Consider the following 17,810-nt stretch of genomic DNA (forward strand, 5'->3'; position numbering starts at 1 on the left):
GCGTGCCACGTTCGATTCGTGCGTCATTTCTAGCCGCAGCGAAGATTCGTTGCAGACACACCGGAGGGCGGCTCACCGTTGAGCCGCCCTCCGAAGGTGTTGCGGTCGCGAACCGCTAACCGCGATCTAGAAGTGCCCGTCAGATCTTGTTGACAAACTGTGAATCAAGCCACTCACGCAGGCTGTTCACCGGCTGAACGTCGGTGCCCAGCCAGTACAGCGAGCCGGTCAGGGCGAGCACGCCGAGCACGATCGCGCCCAGCGAGAGCACCATGCCGATCAGGGCGTCGGTCTTACCGGCCACGTGCCGCTTGCCGGTGGCGTGGATGCCCGCCAGCGACAGGATCAGCGCCAGGCCGGCCACGCCGATGCCGTAGCCGAGCAGCGGCCCGGAGAGCACCAGCAGAACCGCGACGACGCTGAGGATCAGGCCGAGCGTGGCCAGCAGGCTGGCCCGCGGCTTCGGCCCGGTCACGACCGGGGTCACCTTCTCCTCGACCACCGGGGTCTCGAGCGTGTCGTGCTTGTTGTCGGGCCACCGCTTGACCGCGGTGGGCGGGGGCGGCGGAGTCACCGTGCGGTCGGCCGGCCGCAGGTCAGCCGTGGTGTCGTCGCTGCGCGGCCGCACCGCGCGGGCGGGGGTGTCGGTCGTCGTGGCGGGACCCGCCGTGCTCGGGCGGTCCGCCTCCGCGGTCTCGGCTTCGGACTGGCGGGAGAACGTCGGGAGCCTCACGTCAGTACCTCCTTGACGATTGTGGGGGATGACACGTCCTATACCCCGATCGCCTCAGGAGCACACAAAGGGCGCGCGGCAATCGCCGCGCGCCCGATGGAACAGCTGGTCAGACCGGCAGAGCCACCACGTCGGTGGCCTTGGCGATCACGTGGTCGACCAGGCCGTAGTCCTTGGCCTCGGTCGCGGTGAACCAGCGGTCGCGGTCGGCGTCGCGCTCGATCTCCTCCGGGGTGTGCCCGGTGTGGAAGGCGATCCGCTCGTTCATCACGTGCTTGACGTGCAGCATGCTCTCGGCCTGGATGGCGATGTCGGCCGCGGTGCCGCCGATGCCGCCGGAGAGCTGGTGCATCATCACCCGGGCGTGCGGCAGCGCGTAACGCTTGCCGGGGGCGCCGGCGCAGAGCAGGAACTGGCCCATCGAGGCCGCCATGCCGAGCGCGATCGTGGCCACGTCGTTCTTGATGTACTGCATCGTGTCGTACACCGCCATGCCGGCGCTGATCGAGCCGCCCGGCGAGTTGATGTAGAGCGCGATGTCCCGCTCGCTGTCGTTGGACGCGAGCAGCAGCATCTGGGCACAGATGCGGTTGGTGACCTCGTCGTTCACCTCGCTGCCGAGGAAGATGATGCGCTCCCGCAGGAGCCGCTCGAAGACCTGGTCGTCGAAGGATGCTCCGCCACGCATCGTCAGCTCGTCACTCATGCGCCAACCTTTCCTCAACATCAGTGGTCCCAACCAGCGATTCTCCTCTAGGCAGAAATACCGGATAGCGTTGCCCCTCGTGCCAGAGGGACACACCATTCACCGACTCGCCGCCCGGCATCTCGAGCTGTTCGCCGGCGAGAAAATAGGCGTCGACAGTCCGCAGGGGCGGTTCGCCGCGGGGGCCGGGCTGGTCGACGGGCGCGTGCTGCTCGACACCGAGGCGTACGGCAAGCATCTGTTCCACCACTACGACGGCGCCCTCAGCGTGCACGTCCACCTGGGACTCTACGGAAAGTTCGCGGACGGCGAGCCGGCCGTGCCAGAGCCGGTCGGGCAGGTGCGGATGCGGCTGATCGGCGCCCGGCATTGGCTGGAGTTGCGCGGGCCGACCGCCTGCGAGGTGCTCGACCCGCTGCAGGCACAGCGGCTGCGCGACCGGCTGGGCGCCGACCCGCTCCGTGACGACGCCGACCCGGCCAGCGCGTTCCGGCGGATCTCGACAAGCACCAAACCGATCTTCGCGCTGCTGATGGACCAGTCGATCGTGGCCGGGTGTGGCCTCATCTACGCGAACGAGGTGCTGTTCCGGGCCGGGCTGGCGCCGACCACGCCGGGCCGGCTGATCGGCGCCGAGGGCTGGGACGAGCTCTGGGCCGACCTGCGGGCGCTGATGAAGGAGGGCGTGCTGCGCGGCCGGATCGACACCGTGCACACCGAGCACACGCCGGAGGCGATGCGGCGGGCGCCGCGGGTGGATCGGCACGGCGGCGAGGTGTACGTCTACCGCCGCCCCGGCCAGCCCTGCCTGGTCTGTGGCACCGCGATCAGCCGCGGCCCGCTGGCCGGCCGGAACCTGTACTGGTGCCCGGCCTGCCAGAAGGGCTAGGAGGCGGCCGGCGCGGGGCTCGCCGAGACCGACGGTTCCGGTGAAGCCGGCTCCGGCGAGGTCGGGGCGGGCGTGGTCGGCGTCGGTTCGGCCGGCGTCGGCTCGGCCGCGGGCTGACCCGGGATGCCGAGTGTGAAGTTCTCGGTCAGCCAGGGCAGCAGCTTCTGGTACGCCGCGATCGTGTCCGGCTGGTTGAAGTCGTGCGACAGCACGATCGAGCCGGGCCGGACATGCTTCTTGATCTCGGCGATCACCCGGGCGATGTGCACCTCGTCGGTCTCGCCCTCGGTGTGCTTCCAGTCCTGCGGGTCGACCTGCCAGTAGAGCGAGGTCATCCCGGCGGACGAGGCCACACCGACGAGCCGGTCGGTGAAGTTGCCGCCGGGCGCCCGGAAGAACGGGACCGGCGTGCCGGGCACGGCCGCCTGGATCGCGGCGTTGGTGCGGGCCAGGTCGGCCTGGATCTGCTCCGGCTTGTCCTTACCGATGGTGAGGCTGTGGTTCCAGGTGTGGTTGCAGAGCGTGTGCCCGGCGGCCACGATCTCGCGGACGATCTCGGGGTGCTTCTGCACCTGCTGGCCGACCAGGCAGAAGGTCGCCTTGATCTGGTACTGGTCGAGCAGGGCCAGGATCTTCGGCGTCTGGGCCGGGTCGGGGCCGTCGTCGAAGGTGAGCGCTACGGCCGTGCTGCCGGTGGTGAGCAGCGAGTTGCCGGGGCCGGCGGTCTTGGCCTCTTTCTGCTGGCCGGCGTTGGTGGCCTCGACAACCGGGGTGCTCGGCGCCGGGCTGGCGGCGGCGGGGTCGGCGGCTGCGGAGCCGTTGCTCTCGCTCGTCGACGAGGTGTCCGAACCGCCGCCGGGCTTGGTCTTCTGGGTGGCGTGGGTGCCGGCTTTCCGCTCGGCCGCCGCGTTCACCGCGTCGATGGTGTCGCTGCCGCCGCGGGTGCCGGGCACCGCGACCAGCAGCAGGCCGACCGCGACCAGCGAGGCGAGCAGCACCTGCTGCCGGGTCTTGCCCATCAGCAGCCAGGACTCGATCGGCAGGGTGCCGGGTGCGCGGTGGCTGCCGGTGACCGGCCGCTGGTTGACCGGGGCGCGGTGGGTGGCCGCGTGCCGGGCGGGCTTGACGTTGCGCTGCTGGTGTCGCGCGCCGCGCTGGGCCGGCACGAACGCCCGGGTCGGCGGCAGGTCGTAACTGACCCGCGGCCGGGCGTCGGCCAGCGACTCCGGGCGGCGGTGGCGGCCGGCCGCCTCGGCGACGTCGCCGGACGCCGGGCTCAGGTACTGCAGAGTTTGCGGCGACATGCTGCATCTCTACCGTGTGACAAGATCTGGCGCGATACCAGAAGGGTGATACCGCCTTCACGGAAGGTAGTAACACCTGCTGGCGCTCAGTGACCGCTGACTCACAAAATCGGCCAAACTCGACTTACGTGGCCGCGTGAACGGCCTCGGTTGCCTTCCGGGCCGCGATCAGCACCGGGTCCCACACCGGGGCGAACGGCGGCGCGTAACTCAGGTCGAGTGCCGTCATCTCCTCGACCGACATCCGGTTCCACACCGCCACGGCCAGCGCGTCGATCCGCTTGGCCGCTTCCGCCTTGCCGACGATCTGCGCCCCGAGCAGTGTCCCGGTGCGACGCTCGGCGATCAGCTTGATGGTCATCTTGCTGGCTCCCGGGTAGTAGCCGGCCCGGCTGGTCGACTCCACGAGCGCCGTGACGTACTCGTACCCGGCGTGGGTGGCCTCTTTCTCGGTGAGGCCGGTGCGGGCCACCTCGAGCTCGCAGACCTTCGTCACCGCGGTGCCGATCACGCCCGGGAACGAGGCGTAACCGCCGGCCAGGTTGATCCCGGCCACCCGGCCCTGTTTGTTGGCGTGGGTGCCGAGCGGCACGTGCACCGGCTCGCCGGTGATCAGGTGCCGGGTCTCCACGCAGTCGCCGGCCGCCCAGATGTTCTCGGTGCCCTCGACCCGCATCTGCCGGTCGGTGCGCACCCCGCCGGTCGGTCCGACCGGCAGGCCGGCCGCGGCCGCCAACGCGGAGTTCGGGCGCACGCCCAAGCCGAGGACCACGATGTCGGCCGGCACCTCGCCGGCCGGGGTCACCACCGCACGCACTCGGCCGCCGGCCGCCGACAGACCGTCCACGTGCGCCTCGGTGACCACCTTGATGCCCTGGCCGCGGATCGCCTCGGCGACCAGCGCGCCCACCTCCGGGTCGACGGTCTTGCCCATCGGCTGCGCCGATTTCTCCAGCAGGGTGACGTCGAGGCCGCGCTTCAACATGGCCTCAGCCATCTCCACCCCGATGTAGCCGCCGCCGATCACCACGGCCGTGCGCGGGGCCGGCTCGCCGTCCAGCCATTCCTGGATGGCGGTGCCGTCGTCGAGGGTCTGCACACCGAAGACGCCGGACGCCGGACCCTGGGCCCACTCCGGCGTCACCGGCGTCGCGCCGGTCGCGTAGACGAGGTGGTCGAAGCTCTCCCGCACCTCACCGCCGCCAACCAGATCACGCGCGACGACCTCGCGGTTCGCGGTGTCGATCGCGGTCACCTCGTGCCGCATGCGCAGGTCGATGCCCGCTTTGCGATGCGCCTCGGGGGAGCGGGCGATCAGCGCGTCCAGGTCGTCGACCGCACCACCGATCCAGTACGGGATGCCGCAGGCCGAGTAGGACGTGAAACGCCCGCGCTCGAACGCGACAATCTCCAGCCGATCGGTGCCGAGACGCTTGCGGGCCTGGGACGCCGCCGACATGCCGGCCGCGTCGCCCCCGATGACGACGAGCTTCACGACACCCAACCTACGTCGCGGTGGCTATCGGAGCGTCCGGAACCGGTCAGGATGCACCGCGGGTGGCGCCGGCCAGCCAGTCGACCACGTCGCTCACCGTGCCGTCCCGGCCGAGAATCGCGCGTTGCCGCGCCGCGCCGGTGCCATGCGACCGCAGGCGTCCCATCAGGACAGTGGTCATCTCCAGGTCACCGTGCCGTTCCAATTCCGGGCGTACGTAGTCGAAGAGTTGCCGCATCAACCGCCAGGCCGGGCGTGGTTCCCGGGTCGCCAGGTCGAGCAGCTGGCCCTCGAGCCCGTCCTTCGCGGCCCGCCAGTGCGCGGCCATCAGCAGCGGGTGCGGCACGTCCGGGGCCGGCGCCCCCTCCTCGATGTCCCGCAGCAGCGTCGCGACCAGGCCCCGGGCCAGCGCGGCCAGCAGCAGCGCGTCGTCCAGGCTGGGCATCACGTCGCCCATCCGGATCTCGACGGTGGGGTAGGCGGCGGAGAGCCGGGCGTACCAGTAGAGCATTCCCTCGTCGAGCATCGCGCCGCTCGCCACCAGGTCGGACACGATCTGCTCGTAGTGCTCGTGCGACTCCAGGTGCGGCGTCGGGCCGACCGTGGGCCACCGCTCCCACAGCATCGAGCGCCAGCTCGCGTAGCCGGTGTCGTGGCCGTTGTAGAGCGGCGAGTTCGCGGTGGCGGCCTGGAAGACCGGGAGCCAGGGCCGCAGGTGGTTGAGCACCCGGATGCCGCTCTCCGGGTCCGGGATGCTGACGTGCACGTGCGTGCCGCACATGCCCTGACCGGGGGAGAGGTCGCCGAAGCGCTCCCGCATCCGGTGGTAACGAGGTCGGTCGACAAGCCGGGCGACGGGGCCGGCGGCCGGGCCGGTGCCGACCGCCACCAGCCGGGCGCCGGCCTGCTCGGCCGCGCCGGACACCACGCCGCGCAGTTCCCGCATCGCCTCGTAGAGGCCGCTCAGCTCCAGCTGTGGTGGGCTGGCCACCTCGATCTGGGTGCGGTAGTACTCGTGCTGCACCGACTCGGCGTACTCCGGCGGGATTCGGTCGATCACCTCTTCGACCGCCTCCACGCCGCGCGGTTCGACCGCGTCGACGAGCAGGTACTCCTCCTCGATGCCGAGCGTCAGCAGGTTCTGCGACTCGGCCTCCTGGGCCATCTCTTCGGAGATCGTGGTTCCGCCGGAAGCCGTGTCCATGGCACTGCGATACCCGTCGCTCGCCGACCGGAAACGGTTGCCCGGTCGGGCTACGCTCGGCTGATGCTGCTCGAGAGCTTCTGGGTGCTTGCCGCCCTGCTCGATCCGACCCCGTCCGGGGCGCCGGCGCAGCTCGTCCTCGGCCTGGCCCTGGTCGCCGCCATCCTTATCGTCGCCGCCACGGCCCTCCCGGCCCGGCTCCCGACGATGGCGACGGCAACCTTCGCCCTGTCCCGCCGAGCCCGCGCCACCGAGCGCCCCCGCCTGGCCGACCCGGATGCACCCGGCCGTCCACGCTCCCGAGCCCCGGCGCCGACCCCAGCGGCAGCCTGAGCATCCCTCTCCAGATCAAGCCGATCAGGGTTTGGGTTTTGGGCGCAACCACTTACGCAGAATGAAGGGCAGGGCCGGCGAAGCTGGGCCCCGCCCGGCCTCGGCGTGAGCAGCGGTCCGCACCCACCACCCCGCTACGACATCTGGCCTCTGATCTTCAGGTTTGCTTTCTGCCGCCTTGCGTCCCCATCTTCTTCGGACCGCAAGGGGTCTCCTTATGTTCATTTCCGATGCTTTCGGTGCCGTGGTCGGCGCCGCCCATTCCGCTATCGAAGCCCTCGCCACCCTTTTGACGCCGGCGGCCGGCAGCCTCGCCACCGCTGCGGCAATCATCGTTTTCACCCTGCTCGTCCGGGTGTTGATCAGCCCGATCACCTATCTCCAGGTGCGTGGTGAGCGTCGCCGCGCCGCGTTGAATCCCGAGATCGAGAAGTTGCGCGAAAAGCACGGCGACGACCCGATGACGCTGGCCACCGAATCCCTCGCTCTGCGGCGGGCGAACGGCATCAATCCATTCGCCGCTTTCCTGCCGGCGCTGGCCCAGGCGCCATTCTTCATGATCATGTACCGAGTGGCGATGAATGCGCCGGCCGGGGCGGTGTTCGGCGTTCCGCTGACCGCCCACCTGATCGCCGGTCTGCCGGTCTTCGCGGTCCTGATCGCGATTGCCGTGCTGATCGGCCGATGGTCCTCTCGCCGGATGCCGCCCGAGGCGCCGCGGCTGCTGCGAGTGATGCCCTATCTCACCGTTCTGGCGGTGGCCTGGCTGCCCCTCGCCGGCGCCCTCTACCTGGTCACGTCGGCGTCCTGGACCGCGCTGGAGCACGCCGTCCTACGAAAGCCGGTAACAACGGGCAATCGTTGAACGCCAATGTTGACACCTTCGCGTAACAAGCGTGAAATTTCATGAGAGCGCTCTCATGGCTCCCACTCCCGCCTCTCGTCCCCCCTTTGGAAAGGCGCACCCCCGATGGGATCTCGCTCCCGTAAGAGACTCCGCGGCCTCCTCGCGATGGCCACCGCCACGGTCGCAGTCGCCGCGACCGCCGTTTTCACCATGGATGCCAACGCGGCCGTTCCCGCCGCGCCGTCCGGCATGACCACCGTTTTCAGCGATGACTTCACCGGCGCGGCCGGCACCGGACTGAACACCGCGAACTGGCTCTACGACATCGGCACCGGCTATCCCGGCGGCGCGGCCAACTGGGGCACCGGCGAGATCGAGACGATGACCAACTCGACGAGCAACGTCTACCAGGACGGCGCCGGCAACCTGGTGATCAAGCCGATCCGGGACGCGGCCGGGAACTGGACGTCGGGCCGGGTCGAGACGCAGCGCACCGACTTCGCGGCCCCGGCCGGCGGCAAGGTGCGGATCGAGGCGCGGCTGCAGCAGCCGAACGTGAGCGGTGCGGCGGCGGCCGGCTACTGGCCGGCGTTCTGGGCGCTCGGCGCGGCCGCCCGCCCGGTCGGCGCGACGAACTGGCCGAGCATCGGCGAGTGGGACATCATGGAGGACATCAACGGCCGGTCCTCGGTCTTCGCAGCCCTGCACTGCGGCACCAACCCGGGCGGCGTCTGCAACGAGACCACCGGCCTCACCAGCGGTGAGCGTGCCTGTTCCGGCTGCCAGACCGCCATGCACACGTACGCGGTGGAGTACGACCGCAGCGTCTCGCCCGAGCAGATGCGGTGGTACCTGGACGGCAGCAACTACTTCACCCTCAACTCCTCCCAGGTCGACGCCACCACCTGGAACAACGCCACCCACCACGGCATGTTCGTGATCCTCAACGTGGCGATCGGCGGTGGCTTCCCGGCGGCGTTCGGCGGCGGGCCCACCGCGGCGACGCAGTCCGGCGTGCCGATGCTCGTCGACTACGTGGCGGTGTACCAGTCGTCGGGTGGCAGCACGACGACACCGACCACCGCGCCGACCGGTGGCACCACTCGCGATGCGTTCGCCAAGATCGAGGCTGAGTCGTTCAACTCGTCGGCCGGCGTGCAGACCGAGACCTGTTCCGAGGGCGGGCAGAACGTCTCCTACGTCGCCAACGGTGACTGGCTGCAGTTCAACAACGTCAACTTCGGCAGTGGCGGGGTCAAGGACTTCGTCGCCCGGGTTGCTTCCGGCGCGGGGACCGCGGTGAGCGGCCTTGTCGAGGTGCGCGTCGACAGCCGGTCCAACGCGCCGATCGGCAGCTTTGCCCTCGCCAACACCGGCGGTTGGCAGACCTGGACGTCGATCCCGGGCAACGTCACGGCGGTGACCGGCACGCACACGGTGTACCTGACCTTCACCAGTGGGCAGGCGGCCGACTTCGTGAATGTCAACTGGTTCCAGTTCCGCAAGTAACTCACTGTCATCGATGGGCTGAGGGCGCTGACCTGCGCCTTCGGCCCATCGCCGTATCTAGCAACAGGTGCGAAAAATTTAAGGTTGTTTAACGTCCGGCCCCCTGGACTTTATTGTTAACAGTCCTAAAGATTGACGTATCTCACAGGACTGTATGGAGGGACGGCGATGAAGCGCTCCAGATCGGTGGTCCTCGCGACCGTGGCGGCGCTGGCCGCTGGTGGCGCGGCGGTCTACTTCTCGGGCACGGCCGGTGCGGCCGTCGCGTGCGCCCCCGCGTGGAGCGCCACCCAGGTCTACGTCGGCGGTAACTCCGCCTCGCAGAACGGCCACAACTACGCCGCCAAGTGGTGGACGCAGAACGAGTCGCCGGCCACGCACTCCGGACAGTGGGATGTCTGGGCGGACAGCGGCGCGTGCGGGACATCGACCCCCACCACAGCCCCGACGACCGCACCGACGACCGCCCCGACCACTACGCCGCCGACCACCGTTCCGCCCAGCAACGGCACCCTCCCGGCGCACTTCCTCACCGGCTACTGGCAGAACTTCTACAACGGCGCCGCCGCCCTCAAGCTGGCGGCCGTCCCGACCAACTACGACCTGGTCGCGGTGGCTTTCGCCGACGCCACATCCACGCCCGGCGCGGTCACCTTCACCCTCGACTCCGGCCTGGCCGCTCAGGTCGGCGGTTACACCGATGCCCAGTTCAAGGCCGACATCGCCACCCTGCACTCGCGCGGCAAGAAGGTGATCATCTCGGTCGGCGGGGAGAAGGGCACGGTCGGCGTCGCCGACTCGACGGCCGCCACCAACTTCGCCAACTCGGTCTACTCGCTGATGACGACGTACGGCTTCGACGGCGTCGACATCGACCTGGAGAACGGGCTCAACTCGACCTACATGGCGAGCGCGCTACGCAGCCTGCGAGCCAAGGCCGGCGCCAACCTGATCATCACGATGGCCCCGCAGACCATCGACATGCAGAGCACCGGTTCGTCGTACTTCGCGCTGGCCCTGTCCATCAAGGACATCCTCACCGTGGTGCACACGCAGTACTACAACTCCGGCGCGATGCTCGGCTGCGACCAGATGAACGCGTACTCGCAGGGCACGGTGAACTTCCTGACCGCGCTGGCCTGCATTCAGACCCAGAACGGCCTGCGCCCCGACCAGGTCGCCCTCGGCCTGCCGGCCAGCACCAGCGCGGCCGGCGGCGGTTACCAGGCCCCGGCCAACGTCAACGCCGCCCTCGACTGCCTGGCCCGCGGCACCAACTGCGGCAGCTTCAAGCCGCCGGCCACCTATCCCGGCATTCGGGGCGCAATGACCTGGTCGATCAACTGGGATGTCACCAACGGCAACTCGTTCGCCAACACCGTCAAGCCCCACCTCTCCACACTCCCCTGAAAAATGGAGTCCCCGTGAAACTCGGCAGAAAACTGCTGGTCCTCGGTGCGGTGGCCGCCACCGGCCTGTCCGCCGCGATCATCCCCATGACCATGTCGAACGCGGCCACGGCCTGTGCCGCCGCGTGGTCCTCCAGCGCCGTCTACGTCGGTGGCAACAGCGCCTCGCAGAGCGGTCACAACTACACCGCCAAGTGGTGGACGCAGAACGAGTCGCCGGCCACCCACTCCGGCCAGTGGGACGTCTGGGCCGACAACGGCGCCTGCGGCGGCACCACCCCGCCGACCACGCCGCCCACCACCGGCCCGACCACGAACCCGCCGACCACCGGCACCAAGATGGCCTCCTCGCCGTACGTCTACCCGGGCTGGGGCAACCCGCCGGCGCCGTCGACGGTCACCGCGGCCACCGGCGTCAAGGCGTTCACCGTCGCGTTCGTGCTGGCCAGCAACGGCTGCAACCCGGCCTGGGACGGCGAGAGCGGCCTGACCGGCGGCGTGCACGCCAGTTACATCGCGCAGATCAAGGCGGCCGGCGCGGACATCGTGCCGTCGGTCGGCGGCTACAGCGGTAACAAGCTCGGCCCGAACTGCACCACCACGGCCGCGCTGGCCGGCGCCTACCAGAAGATCATCGACGCGTTCGGCCTGAAGTCGATCGACATCGACATCGAGAACACCGACGAGTTCGAGAACACCGCCGTGCAGGACCGGGTCCTCGGCGCGCTGAAGATCATCAAGCAGAACAACCCGTCGGTGAAGACGATCCTGACCTTCGGCACCGCGACCACCGGCCCGACCTACTACGGCACCCGGCTGGTCCAGCAGGCCAAGGCGCTCGGCGCGAACATCGACATCTTCACCCAGATGCCGTTCGACTTCGGCGGCGGCAACGACATGTACGGCAACACGGTGAACTCCTCCGAGGCCCTGAAGAACCTGCTCAAGACCACGTTCGGGTACACCGACGCGCAGGCCTACAGCCACATGGGCATCTCCGGCATGAACGGTCTCTCCGACCAGCAGGAGCTCACCTCGACCGACACCTGGACGCGGATCCGCGATTACGCCAAGAGCAAGGGCTTCGCGCGGTTCACCTTCTGGGCGGTCAACCGGGACCGGGGCTGCGCCGGGGGCGGCGTTGTCTCGAACTGCTCGGGAATCGCGCAGGCCGACTGGGCCTTCACGAAGATCAGCGCAGGTTTCTAGTCACGGTTGATTTGGGCGCGCGGCTGTCGTTCTCGGCGGCCGCGCGTCTTCTTGATTACCCACCAGCCCACCGCGCCGACGAAGAACGCACCGACCGCGTAGTCGAACCAGTGGCTGTATTTCTCCACGTTCTGCCAGCGCGCGCCAAGCTGGTAGCCGCCGATGATGAAGAGGGCGTTCCACAACCCGCTGCCGAGCGTGGTGAAAACCACGAACTGGCCGAGGTGCATGCGATTGGCGCCGGCCGGGATCGAAACCAGGGAGCGTACGACCGGAGCACAGCGACCGAAAAGCACGGCGTTCTTCTCGTGCTTCTCGAACCATCGATCGGCCTTGTTCAGATCGTCCGCGTCGACCAGCGGGATCCGGTCCAGCCACCGGCGCAACCGGTCCTCGCCCAGTGCCCGGCCGAGCCAGTAGAGCAACAGTGCGCCGACCACCGACCCGGCGGTCGCCGTGATCAGCACCAGCACCAGGTTGACCCGGCCCGCCGAGGCCAGGTACCCGGCCAGCGACAGCACGATCTCGCTCGGGATCGGCGGCACCAGGTTTTCCAGCGCGACGAGCAGGCCGACGCCCGCCTCGCCGAGTGACTCGATCACCGACGCGACCCAGCCCGTGAGTCCGGTCAGCTGCCCCAGGTCGCTTTCTGCCATCGCTCATGTCTACCCGACTCCGGCGCTCTCAATCTTTTGATATGCCGACCATCGGTATATGCTGCCGCCGTGACCGATGGACCGATGCGCGAGCCGACCTTCCTGGTCCTCACCGCGCTGACCGGCGGGCCGCTGCACGGCTACGCGGTCATCGAGGACATCGCCGGGATGACCGGCGGCCGGGTCCGGCTGCGCGCGGGCACGCTCTACGCGGCGCTCGACCGGCTGCGCGCCGAGGGCCTGATCGAGGTCGACCGCGAGGAGATCGTCCAGTCCCGGCTGCGGCGCTACTACCGGCTCACGGGGGCCGGCGAGCAGAGCCTGACAGCCGAGACCGCCCGCCTGCGCGCGCAGGCCACCATCGCGGAGCGCCGCCTGCGCGCGCGCCGGATCCAGCTCGGGGGAGCAACGGCATGACCAGGTCGGAGTCGCGCTTTCGCCGCCTGCTTGCGCTCTACCCCAAAGGCCACCGCGAGGAGTACGGCGAGGAGATGCTCGGCGTCCTGCTGGCCGACGGCCGCACCGGCCCGGGCGTGACCGCCGACCTGGTGCGGGGTGCCCTCGGCGCCCGGTTCCGGCAGGCGTCCACCTCGTTGCGCGAAGCGTTGCGGGACGAGGGGTGGCGGCACGTGGCGTACCCGGTGCATTTCTTCGGCTCGCTCCTGCTGCTGGCCGTGGCCGTCGGGCGATTCGCGATGGCGATCCTGACGATGGTCCGGCGGCCGGACTACGACATCTCCCCGTTCTACGGGGTCGACCTGGTCGGCGCACTCGGCTGGGCGGTCGCGGTGACCGGTGCCGTGCTGGGCGTCCGGCTGCTCGGGGTGGTGGGCGCGGCGGCCGGACTGGCCGGCGAGGTCGTCGTCCCGTTCCGCGATGCGCAGGTCCTCAACCCGTCGTCCTGGATCATCGTGGCCGCGACGGTGGTGCTGATCGCGGCCGCGGTGTCGGTCCGGCGGGCCGCACCGCGCGGCTGGCGGTTCGTGACGGCGGCCGGGGTGGTGCTGATCGCCCAGGGCTTGGCGCCGTTCGGGCTACACGTGCCGATGTTCGGCCTGGTCCCGGTACTGGCGGTGATCGCTGTCGGCGCGCCCGGTCTGGGCCGGCGGTTTCGGGGCCTGATACCGCGGACAAGTAAGGGGGCATGAGTGACCGCTGGTATCAGAAAGCCGTCGTCTACTGCCTCGACATCGACACGTTCGCCGACTCGAACGGCGATGGCGTCGGCGATATCCGCGGCCTGATCGGCCGGCTCGACTATCTCGCCCGGCTCGGTGTCACCTGCCTGTGGCTCAACCCGATCCACCCGACCCCGGGCCGCGACGACGGGTACGACGTGGAGGACTTCTACAACGTCGACCCGCGACTGGGCACCCTCGGCGACTTCGCCGAACTGTTGCACGCGGCGGGCAACCTCGGCATCAAGGTGATCATCGACCTGGTCGTGAACCACACCTCCGACCAGCACCCGTGGTTCCAGTCGGCCCGTTCGTCGCCGGATTCGCCGTACCGTGACTGGTATGTCTGGGCGGACAGCGCGCCGTCCGACCGCCACCAGGGCATGGTTTTCCCGGGCGAGCAGGGCGAGACCTGGTCGTTCGACCGCACCGCGAAGCTCTGGTATTACCACCGCTTCTACAAGTTCCAGCCGGACCTCAACATCAAGAACCCCGAGGTCCGCGAGGAGATCAAGAAGATCTGCGCGTTCTGGCTGCAGCTCGGGGTGGCCGGGTTCCGGATGGACGCGGTGCCGTTCATCATCGAGGAGACCGAACCGGGCAACCCGAACTCGCCCAAGGATCTCGACTACCTCACCGACCTGCGGCAGTACCTGCAGTGGCGCAAGGGCGACGCGGTCCTGCTGGCCGAGGCGAACGTCGAGCCCGACGAGCTGGTGAAGTTCTTCGGTGACACGGGCGGTTCGAACAACCGCATTCACATGCTCTTCGACTTCATGCTCAACGGTCAGCTGATCCTGGCGCTGGCCCGGCAGAACCCGGAGTCGATCATCGCGGCACTGCGCGAGACCCCGAAGCTGCCGGCCGGCGGCCAGTGGGCCACCTTCCTGCGCAACCACGACGAGATCGACCTGTCCCGGCTCACCGCCGACCAGCGCAACCACGTTTTCGCCGAGTTCGGCCCGGACGAGAACATGCAGCTGTACGGGCGGGGCATCCGGCGGCGGCTGGCCCCGATGCTGGGCGGCGACCGGCGCCGGCTCGAACTGGCCTACTCGCTGCAGTTCAGCCTGCGCGGCACCCCGGTGCTGCGCTACGGCGAGGAGCTCGGGATGGGCGACGACCTCCAGCAGGAGGGCCGCAACGCGATCCGCACCCCGATGCAGTGGTCGACGCTGCCGAACGCCGGCTTCTCCACCGCCGACCGCAAGAAGCTGATCCGTCCGGTGATCGAGAACGGCGAGTTCGGCTACGACAAGGTCAACGCGACCAAGCAGCGGCACGACCCGAAGTCCCTGCTGTCCTGGTTCGAGCGAATGATCCGGACCCTCCGGGAAGCGCCGGAGGTCGGCGCCGGGACCTGCACCCACGTCGACGTCCCGGTTCCCGAGGGCGTGCTGGTACACCGCGCCGACGACGCCACCGGTACCATGCTGTTTGTGCACAACCTGTGCACAAAGAATGCGGTCGTCGACCTCAGCTCGATCTATGCCGACGCCGACTCGCCGAACGACGTTCTCGCCGACCGCGAGTACCCCGACCTGGGGAAATTCACCGAGGTAGCGGTCGCCGGGTATGGCTATCGGTGGATCCGGCTGCGGCGTCGTTCGTGAGCCGGGTTAAAGTCGGCCGTCGGCGCAGAGATCACTACCGGAGGCCGCAATGTCGCAGTCCGCACCCACCCGCGTAGCCATCGTCACCGGAGCCGCCCGAGGGATCGGTGAGGCCACCGCCCGCAAGCTCGCCGCCGACGGACTGGCCGTCGCCGTCGTCGACCTCGACGAGGGCGCCTGCGCCAACACGGTGACCGCGATCCACGACGCCGGTGGCACCGCGCTGGCGGTCGGCGCCGACGTCTCCGACCCGGTGCAGGTCGCCGCGGCCACCGAGAAGGTGGTCGCCGAGCTGGGCGCGCCGACCGTGCTGGTCAACAACGCCGGCGTGCTGCGCGACAACCTGCTGTTCAAGATGACCGAGGACGACTGGGAGACCGTGATGGCGGTCCACCTGCGCGGCGCGTTCCTGTTCAGCCGGGCCGTGCAGAAGCACATGGTGGACGCGGGCTGGGGCCGCATCGTCAGCCTCTCCAGCACCTCGGCCCTGGGCAACCGGGGTCAGGCCAACTACTCGGCGGCCAAGGCCGGCCTGCAGGGCTTCACCAAGACCATCGCGATCGAGCTGGGCCGCTACGGCATCACCGCCAACGCCGTCGCGCCGGGATTCATCGTCACCGACATGACCGCGGCCACCGCGGCCCGGGTCGGGGTCGATTTCACCGATTTCGAGAAGGCCGCGATCAGTCAGATCCCGGTCGGCCGGTCGGGTCGTCCCGAAGACGTCGCGAACACCGTATCCTTCCTCGTCAGTGAGGGCGCCGGGTTCGTCTCGGGACAGGTCATCTACGTGGCTGGTGGCCCGCGCGACTAGTTGCTGAGGGGCGCTACAAAGAGATGATGAATCGACGCATGACCTCCCGCAGCGTCTCGCTGACCGGCACATTTCTGTTGCTGGCGGCGGGCGGCGCGGCGGCCTGCGACAGCGGCAATCAATATCAGGACGAAGGCTTCTACTGCGCCGACCAGAACGGTGTGATCGTCGACGAGGACCTCTGCGACGACGACAACTACCACTCGTCCGGCGGGATCTACCCCTATTACCTCTGGCACTCGCCGTCCTACGGGCGGGGTTACTCGGTGGGCAGCAGGCTTCCGTCCGGGGGCAGCAAGTTCGCCTATAACGACAAGGCGTCACGCGCGTCGTTCGGTCTGCCGTCCAGCGGCAAGATCGGCAACGGCACGGTCAAGACGAGTGTGGTCGGCAAGGGCGGGAGCGGCAGCTCGTCCTCGTCCGGTAAGAAGTCCGGCAGCTGACCATGCGCCGCGTTCCTTATGGTCCGGTCCGAGACGGGTGGAAACTCACCAATTACAGTCTCGGACTGACCTACAACGACACCGAACTGCCCGACGGGACGATGATCTCGTACTGGCAGGAGGGTCCGTACTACGACTTCACGGCGGCCGAGATCGAGGAACTCGAATCGGCCACCGCGATCGTCTTCGCGATGTGCCTCGAGGCCGGCGACTGGATGGTCCGGCAGTGCCCGCGACACACCGTCCAGGGCCGCCGGGACGGCTTCTTCGCCTCGGTGTGCAACCCGCAGAGCTGCTTCCTCGCCAAGATCGGCATTCCCGAGTTCGCGCACGAGCAGATCATCCGCACCTGGTTCGACGGTGACGCGGAAACCTGGACGCATTACGACAAAGACCCAGATATGCGTACGCCGATGCAGACCCCGGACTTCTCGCCGAGCGTCTACGGCCGCTTCGATTTCTGGTACAACGGCGCCGGCACCACGCCCAAGCTGCTCGAGTTCAACGCCCAGACGCCGACGTCGCTGGTCGAGAGCGCGGTCATCCAGTGGCACTGGGTCGACCAGACCGGCGTGACCCAGCACGAGTGGCGGCAGTGGAACTCGATCCACGACCGCCTGGTCGGCTGGGAGGCGGCCGACGGCGAGCCGGCCAACCCGGGCGCCTGGCGCCGCAACATCAACAAGTTGCGCGAGGCCCGCACGTGGCTGCCGGAAAAGCCAAAGATCTTCTTTGCGTACGAGACGAGCGAGACATCCGGCGAGGATCGGATGAACGTCGCCTACCTGATGTCGACCGCCGAGGAGGCCGGTTACCCGGTCGAGCTGATCGCGATGAGCCAGATCGGCTGGGACGTGGCCGGCGATCGGGTGCTCTTCGTGCCCGAGCCCGGCCGGGAGGACAAAGCCCAGCCGATCGACATCATCTTCATGCTCTACCCGTGGGAATGGTTCTGGACCGAAGAGGGCGGCAAGGGCTTCTTCCGCAACATGGCCGACCCGACCAAGCACGGCACGGTCTGGATCGAGCCGCCCTACAAGGCCGCGCTGCTCGGCAACAAGGCCCTGCTGCCGGTGCTGTGGAAGCTGTTCGGCGACGACCCGGAACGCAGTAAATACCTGCTGCCGTCCTACTTCGCCGGCTCGGCCGGCGCGGCCACGCTCAAGAGCTATGCGAAAAAACCGGTGTGGGGCCGGGAGGGCGGTTCGGTCACGCTGGTCGGCGACGGCCAGGTGATCACCGAAAACCCCTCCGAGTACGGCGCGGACGGCCTGTTCGTGGTGCAGGAACTGTGCGAGCTGCCATCCTTCGACGGCCTTGAGGGTACGGTTCATCCGGTGATCGGCGCCTGGCTCATCGACGGTGAACCGGCCGGCATGGGCATCCGTGAGGGGCTCGGCACCGACGGCCTGGTCACCAAGGACCGCTGCTACTTCGTCCCGCACACGGTCGAGGCCGACGCTTGAGC

Annotated in this window: 18 protein-coding genes; 12 read left to right on the forward strand and 6 right to left on the reverse strand. The window is 68.9% G+C overall.

Features of this window, described 5'->3' with window-relative positions; all coding sequences use genetic code 11:
• Positions 1-139 precede the first annotated feature (139 nt).
• Together Ate02nite_RS36980 and Ate02nite_RS36985 are read right to left on the reverse strand one after the other, a co-directional pair.
• Positions 140-733, reverse strand: coding sequence for a hypothetical protein (locus Ate02nite_RS36980; RefSeq protein ID WP_203812562.1), 594 nt, complete (start codon positions 731-733; stop codon positions 140-142).
• Positions 734-842: 109 nt separating this feature from the next.
• Positions 843-1,439 carry an ATP-dependent Clp protease proteolytic subunit gene (locus Ate02nite_RS36985; RefSeq protein ID WP_203812563.1) on the reverse strand — a complete coding sequence of 199 codons (597 nt, stop codon included), beginning with the start codon at positions 1,437-1,439 and terminating at the stop codon, positions 843-845.
• Between the two features lie 79 nt (positions 1,440-1,518).
• On the opposite strand from Ate02nite_RS36985, the gene Ate02nite_RS36990 reads away from it, so the two are divergent.
• Complete coding sequence (locus Ate02nite_RS36990) at positions 1,519-2,328, forward strand: Fpg/Nei family DNA glycosylase (RefSeq protein ID WP_203812564.1); 810 nt, start codon at positions 1,519-1,521, stop codon at positions 2,326-2,328.
• Here Ate02nite_RS36990 and Ate02nite_RS49205 read toward each other — a convergent pair.
• The 3 genes from Ate02nite_RS49205 to Ate02nite_RS37005 form a co-directional block, all read right to left on the reverse strand.
• On the reverse strand, positions 2,325-3,632 hold the full coding sequence (locus tag Ate02nite_RS49205) for a polysaccharide deacetylase family protein (RefSeq protein ID WP_239147976.1): 1,308 nt from the start codon (positions 3,630-3,632) through the stop codon (positions 2,325-2,327). The genes Ate02nite_RS36990 and Ate02nite_RS49205 overlap by 4 nt on opposite strands.
• A gap of 124 nt (positions 3,633-3,756) precedes the next feature.
• Positions 3,757-5,127 (reverse strand): FAD-dependent oxidoreductase, encoded by a 1,371-nt coding sequence (locus Ate02nite_RS37000; RefSeq protein ID WP_203812565.1) that lies wholly within the window; start codon positions 5,125-5,127, stop codon positions 3,757-3,759.
• A 46-nt stretch (positions 5,128-5,173) separates the two neighbouring features.
• Positions 5,174-6,331 (reverse strand): carboxylate-amine ligase, encoded by a 1,158-nt coding sequence (locus Ate02nite_RS37005; RefSeq protein ID WP_203812566.1) that lies wholly within the window; start codon positions 6,329-6,331, stop codon positions 5,174-5,176.
• Positions 6,332-6,394: 63 nt separating this feature from the next.
• Here Ate02nite_RS37005 and Ate02nite_RS37010 point away from each other — a divergent pair, with 63 nt between their 5' ends.
• The 5 genes from Ate02nite_RS37010 (at position 6,395) to Ate02nite_RS37030 (ending at position 11,638) form a co-directional block, all read left to right on the forward strand.
• The gene (locus tag Ate02nite_RS37010) at positions 6,395-6,664 is read left to right on the forward strand and encodes a hypothetical protein (protein WP_203812567.1); all 270 of its coding nucleotides are present in this window, start codon (positions 6,395-6,397) and stop codon (positions 6,662-6,664) included.
• Between the two features lie 217 nt (positions 6,665-6,881).
• On the forward strand, positions 6,882-7,529 hold the full coding sequence (locus Ate02nite_RS37015; protein ID WP_203812568.1) for a YidC/Oxa1 family membrane protein insertase: 648 nt from the start codon (positions 6,882-6,884) through the stop codon (positions 7,527-7,529).
• Positions 7,530-7,676: 147 nt separating this feature from the next.
• Positions 7,677-9,020, forward strand: coding sequence for a carbohydrate-binding protein (locus tag Ate02nite_RS37020; RefSeq protein ID WP_239147977.1), 1,344 nt, complete (start codon positions 7,677-7,679; stop codon positions 9,018-9,020).
• Positions 9,021-9,188: 168 nt separating this feature from the next.
• Positions 9,189-10,430, forward strand: a complete 1,242-nt coding sequence (locus Ate02nite_RS37025; protein WP_203812570.1) for a chitinase — start codon at positions 9,189-9,191, stop codon at positions 10,428-10,430.
• Positions 10,431-10,444: 14 nt separating this feature from the next.
• Positions 10,445-11,638 carry a chitinase gene (locus Ate02nite_RS37030; protein WP_203812571.1) on the forward strand — a complete coding sequence of 398 codons (1,194 nt, stop codon included), beginning with the start codon at positions 10,445-10,447 and terminating at the stop codon, positions 11,636-11,638.
• Here the strand turns inward: Ate02nite_RS37030 and Ate02nite_RS37035 are convergent.
• Positions 11,635-12,294: a DedA family protein gene (locus Ate02nite_RS37035; RefSeq protein ID WP_203812572.1), complete on the reverse strand. Its 660-nt coding sequence runs from the start codon at positions 12,292-12,294 to the stop codon at positions 11,635-11,637. The two genes, Ate02nite_RS37030 and Ate02nite_RS37035, sit on opposite strands and share 4 nt — an antisense overlap.
• A 69-nt stretch (positions 12,295-12,363) precedes the next feature.
• Here Ate02nite_RS37035 and Ate02nite_RS37040 point away from each other — a divergent pair, with 69 nt between their 5' ends.
• From Ate02nite_RS37040 to Ate02nite_RS37065, 6 genes are read left to right on the forward strand one after another with little or no spacing between them, the layout of a single operon-like run.
• Complete coding sequence (locus Ate02nite_RS37040) at positions 12,364-12,711, forward strand: PadR family transcriptional regulator (RefSeq protein ID WP_239147978.1); 348 nt, start codon at positions 12,364-12,366, stop codon at positions 12,709-12,711.
• Positions 12,708-13,442, forward strand: coding sequence for a hypothetical protein (locus Ate02nite_RS37045; RefSeq protein WP_203812573.1), 735 nt, complete (start codon positions 12,708-12,710; stop codon positions 13,440-13,442). Before Ate02nite_RS37040 ends, Ate02nite_RS37045 begins: the two co-directional genes overlap by 4 nt.
• Complete coding sequence (locus Ate02nite_RS37050) at positions 13,439-15,085, forward strand: alpha-amylase family protein (protein ID WP_203812574.1); 1,647 nt, start codon at positions 13,439-13,441, stop codon at positions 15,083-15,085. Before Ate02nite_RS37045 ends, Ate02nite_RS37050 begins: the two co-directional genes overlap by 4 nt.
• A gap of 49 nt (positions 15,086-15,134) precedes the next feature.
• Positions 15,135-15,899 (forward strand): 3-oxoacyl-ACP reductase FabG, encoded by a 765-nt coding sequence (gene fabG, locus Ate02nite_RS37055; RefSeq protein WP_203812575.1) that lies wholly within the window; start codon positions 15,135-15,137, stop codon positions 15,897-15,899.
• 38 nt (positions 15,900-15,937) lie between these two features.
• Positions 15,938-16,342 (forward strand): hypothetical protein, encoded by a 405-nt coding sequence (locus tag Ate02nite_RS37060; protein ID WP_239147979.1) that lies wholly within the window; start codon positions 15,938-15,940, stop codon positions 16,340-16,342.
• A 2-nt stretch (positions 16,343-16,344) separates the two neighbouring features.
• A complete protein-coding gene (locus tag Ate02nite_RS37065; RefSeq protein WP_203812577.1) occupies positions 16,345-17,808 on the forward strand; it encodes a glutathionylspermidine synthase family protein in 1,464 nt (487 codons plus the stop codon).
• Positions 17,809-17,810 lie beyond the last annotated feature (2 nt).

Source organism: Paractinoplanes tereljensis (assembly GCF_016862435.1).
Taxonomy (GTDB): domain Bacteria; phylum Actinomycetota; class Actinomycetes; order Mycobacteriales; family Micromonosporaceae; genus Actinoplanes; species Actinoplanes tereljensis.

Coding starts and splice junctions, on each gene's coding strand:
- Ate02nite_RS36985 (WP_203812563.1), bottom strand. CDS start 1,439: ATGAGTGACGAGCTGACGATGCGTGGCGGAGCATCCTTCGACGACCAG.
- Ate02nite_RS49205 (WP_239147976.1), bottom strand. CDS start 3,632: ATGTCGCCGCAAACTCTGCAGTACCTGAGCCCGGCGTCCGGCGACGTC.
- Ate02nite_RS37005 (WP_203812566.1), bottom strand. CDS start 6,331: ATGGACACGGCTTCCGGCGGAACCACGATCTCCGAAGAGATGGCCCAG.
- Ate02nite_RS37010 (WP_203812567.1), top strand. CDS start 6,395: ATGCTGCTCGAGAGCTTCTGGGTGCTTGCCGCCCTGCTCGATCCGACC.
- Ate02nite_RS37015 (WP_203812568.1), top strand. CDS start 6,882: ATGTTCATTTCCGATGCTTTCGGTGCCGTGGTCGGCGCCGCCCATTCC.
- Ate02nite_RS37020 (WP_239147977.1), top strand. CDS start 7,677: ATGGCCACCGCCACGGTCGCAGTCGCCGCGACCGCCGTTTTCACCATG.
- Ate02nite_RS37025 (WP_203812570.1), top strand. CDS start 9,189: ATGAAGCGCTCCAGATCGGTGGTCCTCGCGACCGTGGCGGCGCTGGCC.
- Ate02nite_RS37035 (WP_203812572.1), bottom strand. CDS start 12,294: ATGGCAGAAAGCGACCTGGGGCAGCTGACCGGACTCACGGGCTGGGTC.
- Ate02nite_RS37045 (WP_203812573.1), top strand. CDS start 12,708: ATGACCAGGTCGGAGTCGCGCTTTCGCCGCCTGCTTGCGCTCTACCCC.
- Ate02nite_RS37050 (WP_203812574.1), top strand. CDS start 13,439: ATGAGTGACCGCTGGTATCAGAAAGCCGTCGTCTACTGCCTCGACATC.
- fabG (WP_203812575.1), top strand. CDS start 15,135: ATGTCGCAGTCCGCACCCACCCGCGTAGCCATCGTCACCGGAGCCGCC.
- Ate02nite_RS37060 (WP_239147979.1), top strand. CDS start 15,938: ATGACCTCCCGCAGCGTCTCGCTGACCGGCACATTTCTGTTGCTGGCG.
- Ate02nite_RS37065 (WP_203812577.1), top strand. CDS start 16,345: ATGCGCCGCGTTCCTTATGGTCCGGTCCGAGACGGGTGGAAACTCACC.